This window comes from Niabella beijingensis (assembly GCF_020034665.1).
Taxonomy (GTDB): domain Bacteria; phylum Bacteroidota; class Bacteroidia; order Chitinophagales; family Chitinophagaceae; genus Niabella; species Niabella beijingensis.
Genome location: NZ_JAIQDI010000001.1, coordinates 828,874 through 840,375 on the forward strand (window position 1 = coordinate 828,874; position 11,502 = coordinate 840,375).

Below are 11,502 nucleotides of genomic sequence, written 5' to 3' on the forward strand. Positions count from 1 at the left end.
CATTATAACTGCAAAAAATAATCCGCCGGCCGGTTTACAAGGTATCCGCTTTTAAATTATATTAGCAAAAAAGAAAATGTCTGAGCAGCCCAATCAATTAAAACGATCACTGAATGCCACGATGCTCTGGGGACTGGGTGTGGGCTATGTTATTTCGGGCATGTACTTTGGCTGGAACCTCGGCCTTGAAAAGGGCGGCACCCTGGGTATGGGACTGGCCACCCTGTTCATCAGTCTTATGTACATCACGTTTACCTTCAGCTATACCGAACTGGCCTGTGCCATACCAAAGGCCGGTGGAGCTTTTGACTACGCGGAACGCACGCTGGGTAAGGACTGGGCTTTTTTTGCCGGAATGGCCCAGAACATTGAATTCATTTTTGCTCCTCCGGCCATTGCCTTTGCCATCGGCGCCTATTTTAATCTTTTTTTTCCGCAGCTTTCTATCCTGTCTATCGCCATCACCGCCTATATCATTTTTACAGCACTTAACATATCTGGTGTAAAAGCTGCGGCTACTTTTGAACTCATCATTACGATCCTGGCGGTAGGTGAGCTGCTGCTGTTCTCCGGCATCACCCTTCCGCATTTCCAGACCGGCAATCTTGTTAAGAATGCATTGCCCAACGGATGGCAGGGTGCTTTCGCCAGTATTCCTTTTGCCATCTGGTTCTTCCTGGGCATTGAAGGTGTGGCCAACGTGGCAGAGGAAACAAAGGATCCGCAAAAAACCATTTTAAAAGGATTTGGCTCTGCGATCCTCACACTTGTAGTATTATGCATACTCACCTTTGTCAGCTCTGTGGGCGTTGCCGGATGGGAGGCGGTGGTATACACCAGGGAAGGCACACCTTCCGATTCCCCCCTGCCCCTTGCACTTTCACATATCGTAACCGGAAATAATTTTTTGTACCACATGCTGGTGACCGTTGGCCTATTCGGACTGGTGGCCTCTTTCCACGGTATCATCCTCGCAGCGGGCCGCTCTACCTTTGAATTCGGAAGGGCGCGTTTTGCACCGGCCGGACTGGGGCATATCAACCGCAGGTTTCAAACACCCTCCACAGCGCTGCTGGCCAATATGGTCATCGGTATCATTGCGCTGCTCACCGGCAAAACCAGCGAGATCATCATCCTCTCCGTTTTTGGCGCCCTTACCCTGTACATCATTTCCATGATCGCTGTGATAAAGCTGCACTGTAAGGAGCCCAACCTGCACCGTCCCTTCAAAGCGCCTTTTTACCCGTTGTTCCCCATGCTGGCGCTCCTTCTTGCCGTGATCTCTTTCATCGCAATAACGATCTATAATTTCAAACTGGCCCTTTTTTATACCGGCATCCTGCTGGCAGGATACCTGCTCTTCCGTATCTTTTACAAGCAATCCTTATGACAACAAAAGAAATCCTTCAGTACGTAAAAAATCACGCCTCCGGCAAAGTAAAGATCGCCTACGTGGATATCGACGGTGTCCTGCGCGGCAAATACATTTCTGCAAAAAAATTCCTGAACATCGCAGAAAAAGACACTTCTTTCTGTGATGTGATCTTCGGCTGGGACGCCGTTGATGTGGCCTATGATAACTGTGCATATACCGGCTGGCAAACGGGGTATCCTGATGCGCCGGCGAGAATTGATCTGACCACCTTCCGGAAAATTCCCTGGGAGAACGATCTCCCATTCTTTCTCGGAGCACTCGTTGATGCTGCAGGTAATCCGGCCGCGGTTTGTCCGCGCCAGCTGCTGAAAAAGGTACTGGGCGATGCACAGCAAATGGGTTATCATCCTGTTTCCGCCCAGGAATTTGAATGGTACAATTTTTCGGAAACCCCGCAAACAGCAGCAGATAAAGGGTTTCACAACCTCGAGCCGCTCACACCAGGCATGTTCGGCTATTCCATATTGAGGAGTACACTGAAGAACAGCTTTTTCACGGACCTGTTTGAAGACCTCCGGAAATTTGATGTACCGCTGGAGGGCATTCATACGGAAACCGGTCCGGGCACCTATGAGGCCGCTATCGAGTATTCAGACCTGATCACCGCCGCCGACCGCGCCACGTTGTTTAAAACCGCCGTAAAAGAGATCGCTTACCGACATGGCATCATGGCTACTTTTATGGCAAAGATCAATGAAACGCTTCCCGGCTGCGGCGGGCATGTGCACCAGAGCCTGATGGATAAAACGGGTAAGAAGAATGTTTTTTATGACGCCCGGGACAAACAGCAGATCAGCCAGACCTTCCGGCAATACATTGCCGGCCAGCTGTACTGCCTTCCGTTTATACTTCCGATGTTTGCGCCTACCATCAACAGTTACAAGCGGCTGGTGGAAGGGGCCTGGGCTCCTACCACGCTCACCTGGGGCATCGACAACCGCACGGTGGCCCTGCGCGTGCTGCAACAAAGTGCCGCAGCCTGCCGGCTGGAAACAAGAGTGATCGGCGCTGATGTGAACCCTTATCTCGCAATGGCCGCCGCTGTCGCCTCCGGACTTTACGGGATCCGGCACCAGTTAAAACTGGTACAGCCGGCACAGGTAGGGAACGGGTATCTTGAAACGGATTATGGCGTATTGCCGCGTACCCTGGAACAGGCAACAGCTGCCATGAAAGCATCCCCGGTAGCGCATGAACTCTTTGGGGAACGATTTACCGGACACTTCGTAAGCACGCGTGAGTGGGAATGGAAGCAGCACCTGAAGACCGTTACCGATTGGGAGCTGAAACGATATTTTGAGATCATCTGAACCGTCCCCCGGAAAAAAATAACAGCTTCGGTACCGTAACATTCATCCACCCTGATTTATAATTACTTTTACGCCATGGCATTTGATAAAATTTACCAGTATAATTTCCCCACCCTTATCCGTTTTGGTGCGGGCTCCAGCAACGAGCTGGGGGATTATTTAAAAAAGAACAGATTAAAACGCCCGTTGATCGTAACCGACCCTACCGTTGCGCAACTAGATTTTTTCAAAAAGATCGTTGCCAACCTGCAGGCCGCCGGTATTACAGCGGAAGTGTTTCACAATATTCATAAAAATCCTGTAAAATCCGATGTGTATAAAGGAACGGAAGTATATGATGCCGCACTTTGCGATGCCATTGTTGGCATCGGCGGAGGCGCTGCGCTGGATGTGGCCAGGGCCATCGTGCTGCGTGCAGAGCACCGGGAAGACCTCTTCAAATATGATGACCTTGTGGGAGGCGATATCTATATCACCAATGACGTGCCTCATTTTATCACGATCCCCACTACTGCCGGTACCGGCAGCGAAGTAGGACGCAGTGCGATCATTGCAGATGATGAGACCCATCAGAAAAAAATATTATTCTCCCCCAAGCTGCTGGCCAGGATCGTATTTGCCGATCCTTTATTAACCATGGATATCCCGCCTGCCATTACGGCGGCTACCGGCATGGACGCGCTCACGCATAACCTGGAGGCCTACCTGGTGAACATCGAGCATCCGATGTGCGACGGCATCGCATTGCAGGCGATAGCACTCATCCGCAACTCCATAGAAAAAGCCGTTCACCATCCGGATGTGGAATCAAAGAGCAAAATGCTGATCGCTTCCCTGATGGGAGCCGTGGCCTTTCAAAAGGGCCTGGGTGTAGTGCACTCCCTGGCGCATCCGCTTTCGGCCCTGCTGGATACCCACCACGGACTGGCCAACGCCGTGAACCTGCCTTACGGGATGCGTTTTAATATCGAAGGGCAGGAACAGAAATTTAAAAAGATCGCGGAGGCGCTCGAATTGAACGATACCAGCGGGAACGCCGTCGTCAATTATTTATTTGAATTGAATACCGCCATCAACATCCCCCATCGGCTCAGTGCCATTGGCGTAACGGAAGCACATATTGAGCCGCTTTCCGGACTCGCCATCGCCGATTTCGCACATCCCAACAACCCGAAACCCGTATCTAAAGAGGCTTTCAGACAACTGTACCAGGAGGCATTATAAGAAAAAATGAAGATCGGATTAACCTATACCGGTTCGGAACCGAAGCATTCCAATTATGCAAAATGGATCGAAGGTTCCGATGCCATTGAAGTGGTCACGCTTTCGGCTGCACTCAACAACCTGGAGGAAGTAACCTCCTGTGAGGGCATTGTGCTTTCAGGAGGTGTGGATGTATCTCCGGAATACTATTCCGGGGATACCACATACGCCAATGCCCCGGACGTCTTCAATAAACAACGGGACGATTTTGAAGCAGCTGTTTTTCATATGACACAGGAGCTACGCCTGCCCGTACTGGGCATCTGTCGTGGCATGCAGCTCATCAACTGTCTTTACGGGGGCACCCTCATCCAGGACCTCGGAGCAAAAAATGAAGTGCATCGCGTGGCCAACGGTCTTGATAAGGTACACGGTATCACCATTACCGCAGGCACGATCCTCCATGAGGCATTGGGCAGCGTTCATTGTGCCGTGAACAGCGCGCACCACCAGGCCATTGGCCGCATTGGTAGTAGCTTGCGGATCACCGCCAGCTCCCCCGATGGCGTTGCAGAAGCGATGGAACGCGTACAAGCGGCCGGGGCTCCGTTCCTCCTTTGTGTACAGTGGCACCCGGAACGGATGTATCATTTCGGACTGGAAAACACGCCCGCATCCCGGGGAATACGAAAGAAATTTTTAGACACCATAAAAACCATCTGATCTATGAACGTGATCAACCCCGCTACAGAAGAGCCGATCGCAACACTTACAGAAGACGATCAGCAAACCCTCCAGGATAAATGGCAACGCTTGAAAGCCGCCCAGCCTGCCTGGCAGGCCCGTTCGCTTGAAGCCCGCATCGCCATTGTAAAACAATTCAGTACATTGCTGGAAGCCAATAAAACAACCCTTTCACAGGTACTCACCAGCGAAGTAGGCAAGCCGCTCGCACAATCCGTAAACGAGATCAACGGCGCCATTGGCAGGATCAACTGGCTTACCGCAAACGCTGTCACCTATCTTAAAGACGAGGTCATGCAGCAGGGCCCCCAGATGGAAGAACGTATCGTATACGAGCCCCTAGGTGTTATTGCCAATATCTCTGCATGGAATTATCCTTACCTGGTAGGGGTCAATGTATTTGTACCGGCCCTGCTTGCGGGCAACGCGGTTTTATACAAGCCTTCCGAATATGCTTCCCTTACCGGGCTTGAAATAGAGCGGCTGTGGAAAGAAGCCGGCCTAGAAGCTGATCTTTTTTTAACAGCCGTCGGAACCGGCGCTGTTGGTGCGCTTCTCCTGGACCTGTCTTTTGACGGATACTTCTTTACCGGCAGTTACAGAACAGGCAGTGCCATCTATAAAAAGCTGGCGGAAAAAATGGTGCCCTGCCAGTGCGAGCTGGGAGGTAAAGATCCGTTGTATGTAACTGATGCGGTAACCGACATTGCCGCAGTGGCAGCGGCCACAGCTGACGGCGCGTTTTACAACAATGGACAAAGCTGCTGTTCGGTAGAACGGATCTATGTGCATGAAAAAAACTACGAGGCCTATCTTGCGGCATTTGTAAAAGAAGTACAGTCGTGGAAAACAGGTGCTCCTACGGAGAGCGGCGTGTATTTTGGTCCGCTTACGCGTAAAGAACAGCTCACAGTGCTCGAGGCTCAGATTGAGGATGCCCTTCAGAAAGGAGCACGCTTGCTTACGGGAGGTAAAAGAGCGGCGGGAAAGGGCTACTATTTTGAGCCGACAGTACTTACGGATGTAACTGCCGGCATGCTCGTTATGAAAGACGAATCTTTCGGTCCGCTCATCGGCATCATGAAGGTAAAGGACGACGAGGAAGCCATTGTTCAAATGAAAGACACGGAATACGGGCTTACCGCAGCCGTGTACTGCACGGAACAATCGAGGGCGGAGCGGATCCTGCAACAGGTCAATGCCGGAACGGGCTATTGGAATTGCTGCGACCGGGTGAGTGCAGCACTTCCCTGGAGCGGGCGGCAGCATTCAGGCTTTGGGGCTACGCTCTCCCATGCAGGACTCCGTGCATTTACAAAACCAAAAGCATATCACCTGAAACGGGAATGACGGGTTACAATAAACGGCTGAGGGTATAGATGAGCAGGCCTACAATACCGCCGACCAGGGTGCCGTTGATCCGGATGAATTGCAGGTCCTTTCCTACTTCCAGCTCCAGCTTATTGCTCAGCTCCTTCCCTTCCCAGTTGCCCACCGTGCTGCTGATGAGTATGCCGGCCTGTTTTGTATTGCGCAGGATATAATTATAGGCATTATAGCGGATCCAGCTATCGATCTTTACACGCATTTGCGGATCGTGCTGCAGGCTGGCAGCCAGTTCCTCAACAGATTTCTTAAAATACTTACGCAATGCGGAATCTTCAGCCGAAAGGTCCTGAAGTACCTGTGCCTGCAGCCGCTTCCAGATCGCCCCGGCATATTGCTCCAGCTTATTCCGGGTAAGCAGTTCTTGTTTTAAAGCGTCCAGATCGCGCTGCCACTCGGGACTTGTCTTCAGCGTTTCTGTAAATGCCCGCAGTTGTTTGTTAAAATCCTTCCGGATCCTGTGTTGCGGATCTTTTTCTATTTCCTGCAGATAGGTTGCAATGCCACTGGTAAGTTTGGCGGCGATATAATTGTTTACAAATCCCGGGATCAGGAAATGACTCTGTTCCTTCACCCGCTGTTTCACCAAGGCTTCGTTTTCGATCACATAGTTCCGCACTTTTACCAGCACAAAATTCAGCACCCGCTCATGATCGCCCCGGTCGATGATCAGGTTCAGTCCGTTTGCCACCACTTCATTCAGCCGGACCTCTTCCAGCAGCGATCCCGCTTTGCGGGCGATAAAACCGGTGATCATCGCAGCATCCGAGGTTTCCACCATCCGCTTGAGCAACCTGGAGGCTTCGCCTACCAGCAGCTCCACGTTCTGAGCCTTCGCCAGCCATGCAGCGGTAACAGTGCTTAATTCGAGCCGGTCGATATAAGGACGCAATGTTTTTGCAGTTAAAAAATTGGAAACAACAAAATCGCCCAGGTTATCGCCAATGCTTTTCTTACTGTTTTCAATAAGATTGGTATGCGGAATGGGCAGTCCCAGGGGATGATGGAACAGGGCTGTTACGGCAAACCAATCGGCCAGTGCACCCACCATTGCTGCCTCCGCAAAGGCTTTGACATAACCGATCCAAACATCGGTCTTCGTTTTTAACAGGTATACGCAAACCAGAAACACGGCCATCATCAGTAAAAACAATCCCGTTGCCAGTGTTTTATGTTTCCGTAACTGCGCAGCTTTTATTGCATCCGTGGAATTAATTGCATTGCTCATTTTCATCGATTGATCTGTTTTGAGGATGGAGATACAAGAATTGAGATTTGAGTGAAAAGCCGGAGATGACCTGCAACATACAAAGCTCCGTTTTCCGATTCCCTGGTCTGCAGACCGCCGGTCTCAATGCTCCTATCTCACCACTCCTGTCACTAAAAGTATAAAAAATTATGCCGATTAAAAATCTTATCCTCGTTTATGAATGCTAATTTTGCCCGTCTATGAATTACAAGAAGGAGGCCAGAAATACATTACTGCTCGCATTTCCCATCATACTGGGCGAAATTGCGCAGATTTCCTTGCACCTGGTAGACACCGCGATGATCGGAGCACTGGGTTATAAGGAGCTGGCTGCTGCTGCGTTGGTATTGAACGTTATCAATATTCCGTTTGTACTGGGCATTGGCGTTACGATCTCTGTGGCACAAATGGTTTCCCTGGCGCATGGGAGATTCGATCGCCAGCTGATCTCCCATTATCTTTACAACGGGTTTATACTTTGCACCATTGCAGCCATTATTATAGCGGCCGCCATTGTTGCCGGAACCGAAATATTATATCACCTCGACCAGGATCCGGAAGTGGTTGCCTATGCGGCACCATTGATGCGGATTATGGGGATCTCCATTATACCGATGATCCTGTTTATGACGCTGAAGCAATTTGCAGATGGCCTGCAATACACCAAAACCGCCATGGTATTGTCATTGACGGCGATACCGCTGAATGCCTTCCTGAACTGGGTGTTTATCTACGGGCACTGGGGGGTGCCGGAATTCGGGTTGATCGGTGCGGGCTATGCCACGCTGATCACGCGTGTTCTTATTTTTGTTGCACTGGCGCTGGTTGTACTGAATCACCGCGTATTCCGTCCTTATATAGCCGTAGCGAAAAACCAGTGGAAACTCAGCAGGGCCACGTTCCGGCAATTGCTGAAAATAGGGATCCCCAGCAGTCTTCAGATCGGGATGGAAGCCGGTGCATTTGCTGTTTCGGGTATATTGATGGGCACCATTCATGCTACTACGCAGGCAGCGCACCAGATCGCTCTCAGCTGCGCCTCCTTTACATTCATGGTATCCATGGGCCTTTCACAAGCCGGCTCCATCCGCGTCAGCACGGCTTTTGGCGCCAGGGATATGAAACGGATCTCCGTCATCGGCAAAAGCACCATTGTGCTTGCACTGATCTACGGGTCATTTTGCTGCCTGCTGTTTATTTTGCTGCGGAACCAACTTCCCCATCTTTTTAACAAAAATACCGAAGTGCTTTCACTGGCCGCCACCTTCCTGTTGCTGGCAGCTGTGTTCCAGATCTCCGATTCCATCCAGGCCATCAGTGCCGGGTTGTTGCGGGGCATTAAAGATGTAAATGTTCCCACTATTTTTATTGCCATCGCCTATTGGGCGCTGGGTATTCCGGTGGGCTGCCTGCTGGCCTTTCATTTTAATATGGGTGGTGTGGGCATCTGGCTGGGGCTGATCGTCGGACTTACTGTCTCGGCGTTGTTCTTAACATTCCGGTTTCTGAAAAAAGCGAGGGAGCGTATGGTTGTATAGCGTGTTGGAGATAGCGCCACAAAGGCCCAAAGTCACAAAAAAGCACCAAGAAGTAGTATAGCCAGGCACCACCACTTCCTACCCATCCTGGATCACTTGCTATTGTTTCAGGCACTGCGCCGCCGCTGTCTCATTGCGTCGCTGCGGAATAAAGCAGATTTACTGGCCGTCAGTCATCATCATCGTCATCTCCTTTCTTTTTCTTTTCCGGGAGCTTTAAAAAGGCTGCTCGTACCGGCGAAGGTGCCGGAGTTCCTTTGATGCCCATCCAGAGGATATCGTTGAATACCAGGTCAGGAACGGCATCTTCCTTCGACCAGTCGAACTGTTCGCTCCAGGCAGCCAGTTTTCCTTTTGACGGATTGCGTTCCAGCAGGTCCACATTCGCAGGCAGGTGATCAAATGCTGCAAGATCCGGTGTAGCTGTAAAGCAGCGCCACAGGGGCGTTGCAGCGGCATCGTATTGCGTCATTGGTGGCATTCCCAGGATCAGTTCAATCGTGCGCAGCATACCGGTAGTGGAATACATGGTGTGATCCACCGAGCGCCGTTTTACATAAGGACTGATCACATATGCTGTACTCCGGTGCGCATCCACATGATCCGGTCCGTTTTGTGCATCATCCTCCAGGATAAAGATGGCACACTCTTTCCAGATCGGGCTCTTGCTGATATAATCGATAAACATGCCTACCGCCAGGTCGTTGTCGGCTACATGTGCAAACGGCGTTTTGCGACCGGCACGCATCCCCTCGGTATGGTCATTCCCAAAACGCAATGTTGTCAGCTGCGGCAGTGCCTTTGCAGCCAGCAGGGAATCAAAATCCTGTTTCCATTGCCGGAAACGGGTGGTATCCGCAATACTCAGGTCGTAGCCGGCATACCCCGGTGCAAAACGGCCTCTGAGCACTTCCAGCTTTTCCCTGCCGTCGTCCACAAACTCTCCGTAGGTACGGAAAGAGACGTTGTTCCGCGCGGCATGATCCCATATAAAACCGTCCCGGTTATTAGCAATTTTACGTTCCCCTTCTCCTCCGTATGTGCCTCCGCGGCCACCATAACTTGAAGGCCAGGTCTTTTCGAGATAGTCGGTAGCGTAAGCGCCCATGCTCCAGTTATGCCCGTCGGCACTCACTTCTGCATCCACATAAAAATTATCGAGCAATACAAAATCATTCACGATCTTGTGCTGATTCGGTGTTATCTTTTTGCCAAACAGGCAGAGACTGGTATCGCCGTTTCCCTGTACAACATCTCCCAGCACCTGGTCATAAGTGCGGTTTTCCTTGATCACATAAAAAACATATTTGATGGGTGATGGCGCGCCTACCTTCATCGGGACCGGGTTTCCCTCCTCTCCCTGTACGGTCAGCTCTTTATCTTTTGAGTAAGGCGTATTCTGGTATACCGCATGTGAAAATGCTGCCAGCTGCTGTGGTGTTGGTGTATTGATAAAGCTCAATGTACCATGAAACAGACCGGCGATATACTGCACTTTCGCCGGGCGGCTGCTGTCGCCTGCATGCCGCAGCACCGCCTCCTTTTTATCCACGGGATTGGGGCCATAGGGATTGGCTATGGACGACATGCCCTTGCCATTGGTAACCAATACCTGTTTCCCGACTACTTTTACATTGGTGGGATACCAGCCTACCGGGATAAATCCCCTGGAGACGGATTTTGAGGGAACCGCCACATCAAAAACTGCCAGGCAATTATTATCGGCATTGGCCACATACAGTGTTTTTTCATCTGCTGAAAGCGCCACACCGTTGCTGGTAGAGCCACCGGGCGCATTCGGGTAAAGCGCAGCATTCAGGGTTTCAATTACTTTATTGGTAACCGTATTGATAACCGTTACAGAATTGTCATTGGCATTGGCCACATACAGCAGTTTGCCACTCTTACTGATGCAGATCTCATTGGGATGATTACCGGTGGGGATGGCTGCCGTGATCTTTTGCGCAGCCACATCCCATACCAGCAATTTACCGCCTCCCCAAATGCTTATATAAAGTTTTTTGCGGTCGGGCGAGAGCTTGCAGGTATATGCTTCCGATCCCAGTCCTGTTTTGCTTTTTATTTTTTTTGTGGCCAGATCAAATACATAGAGGCTGCTATCTTCCCTTGTAACCACATAAAGCTGGTTAGCCGTCTTATCATCTATATCCAGTCCTGCGGTGCCAATACGGTTCGGCCATTTTTCACCCAGTACAAAAGAATCTTTTAATGCCATCCGGTTGTTTTGCACTTCATACCGCTTTACCACGTTATCATGGCCACCGGAAGCGTACAGGTAGCGGTCGTTGCTGCTGAAGGCCAATCCGTACCAGGATTTGGCGATCACGATACTGTCCACTCTTTTCCTTGCAGCCAGGTCGATCAGATCGATCGTTTGTGTACTCTGACCATTATTGGTCACCGCCGCCAGGCGCCGGCTATTGCTGATAACCAGGTTCAGGGGAAGGTCCCCCAGGGGCACCTGGGTTCCGGCCGGGGTCAGTGACCAGCCGTTAGGTAACAGGATTTTATTATCTTCAACCCGGGGCTGCGAAAAACCGGGAACAACCGTGGCAGCCAGCATGATTATAGCTGCAACGCGACAGACTGGATTCATATTACAAAATAACCGTTTTT

At 50.9% G+C, this 11,502-nt stretch carries 8 protein-coding genes; 6 read left to right on the forward strand and 2 right to left on the reverse strand.

Annotation, left to right across the window (positions count from 1 at the left end; translation table 11 throughout):
• The first annotated feature begins 76 nt into the window (after nucleotides 1-76).
• The 5 genes from eat (at nucleotide 77) to K7B07_RS03630 (ending at nucleotide 6,042) form a co-directional block, all read left to right on the forward strand.
• Nucleotides 77-1,390, forward strand: coding sequence for an ethanolamine permease (eat, locus tag K7B07_RS03610; protein WP_223707542.1), 1,314 nt, complete (start codon nucleotides 77-79; stop codon nucleotides 1,388-1,390).
• The gene (locus K7B07_RS03615) at nucleotides 1,387-2,745 is read left to right on the forward strand and encodes a glutamine synthetase family protein (protein WP_223707544.1); all 1,359 of its coding nucleotides are present in this window, start codon (nucleotides 1,387-1,389) and stop codon (nucleotides 2,743-2,745) included. The genes eat and K7B07_RS03615 overlap by 4 nt, the downstream gene beginning before the upstream one ends.
• Before the next feature lie 75 nt (nucleotides 2,746-2,820).
• Complete coding sequence (locus K7B07_RS03620) at nucleotides 2,821-3,969, forward strand: iron-containing alcohol dehydrogenase (protein WP_223707546.1); 1,149 nt, start codon at nucleotides 2,821-2,823, stop codon at nucleotides 3,967-3,969.
• Nucleotides 3,970-3,975: 6 nt separating this feature from the next.
• Nucleotides 3,976-4,671 (forward strand): gamma-glutamyl-gamma-aminobutyrate hydrolase family protein, encoded by a 696-nt coding sequence (locus tag K7B07_RS03625; RefSeq protein WP_223707548.1) that lies wholly within the window; start codon nucleotides 3,976-3,978, stop codon nucleotides 4,669-4,671.
• 3 nt (nucleotides 4,672-4,674) lie between these two features.
• Nucleotides 4,675-6,042: an aldehyde dehydrogenase family protein gene (locus K7B07_RS03630; protein ID WP_223707550.1), complete on the forward strand. Its 1,368-nt coding sequence runs from the start codon at nucleotides 4,675-4,677 to the stop codon at nucleotides 6,040-6,042.
• 4 nt (nucleotides 6,043-6,046) lie between these two features.
• On the opposite strand, the gene K7B07_RS03635 is transcribed toward K7B07_RS03630, so the two are convergent.
• A complete protein-coding gene (locus tag K7B07_RS03635) occupies nucleotides 6,047-7,306 on the reverse strand; it encodes a DUF445 domain-containing protein (RefSeq protein WP_223707552.1) in 1,260 nt (419 codons plus the stop codon).
• 221 nt (nucleotides 7,307-7,527) lie between these two features.
• Here K7B07_RS03635 and K7B07_RS03640 point away from each other — a divergent pair, with 221 nt between their 5' ends.
• Nucleotides 7,528-8,865, forward strand: a complete 1,338-nt coding sequence (locus K7B07_RS03640) for an MATE family efflux transporter (RefSeq protein WP_223707553.1) — start codon at nucleotides 7,528-7,530, stop codon at nucleotides 8,863-8,865.
• Nucleotides 8,866-9,034: 169 nt separating this feature from the next.
• Here K7B07_RS03640 and K7B07_RS03645 read toward each other — a convergent pair whose 3' ends face one another.
• Nucleotides 9,035-11,482, reverse strand: a complete 2,448-nt coding sequence (locus K7B07_RS03645) for a bifunctional YncE family protein/alkaline phosphatase family protein (RefSeq protein ID WP_223707555.1) — start codon at nucleotides 11,480-11,482, stop codon at nucleotides 9,035-9,037.
• Between the last annotated feature and the right edge of the window lie 20 nt (nucleotides 11,483-11,502).

Bases quoted from the DNA above. Each gene is read 5' to 3' on its own strand.
- eat (WP_223707542.1), top strand. From the start codon at position 77: ATGTCTGAGCAGCCCAATCAATTAAAACGATCACTGAATGCCACGATG.
- K7B07_RS03615 (WP_223707544.1), top strand. From the start codon at position 1,387: ATGACAACAAAAGAAATCCTTCAGTACGTAAAAAATCACGCCTCCGGC.
- K7B07_RS03620 (WP_223707546.1), top strand. From the start codon at position 2,821: ATGGCATTTGATAAAATTTACCAGTATAATTTCCCCACCCTTATCCGT.
- K7B07_RS03625 (WP_223707548.1), top strand. From the start codon at position 3,976: ATGAAGATCGGATTAACCTATACCGGTTCGGAACCGAAGCATTCCAAT.
- K7B07_RS03630 (WP_223707550.1), top strand. From the start codon at position 4,675: ATGAACGTGATCAACCCCGCTACAGAAGAGCCGATCGCAACACTTACA.
- K7B07_RS03635 (WP_223707552.1), bottom strand. From the start codon at position 7,306: ATGAGCAATGCAATTAATTCCACGGATGCAATAAAAGCTGCGCAGTTA.
- K7B07_RS03640 (WP_223707553.1), top strand. From the start codon at position 7,528: ATGAATTACAAGAAGGAGGCCAGAAATACATTACTGCTCGCATTTCCC.
- K7B07_RS03645 (WP_223707555.1), bottom strand. From the start codon at position 11,482: ATGAATCCAGTCTGTCGCGTTGCAGCTATAATCATGCTGGCTGCCACG.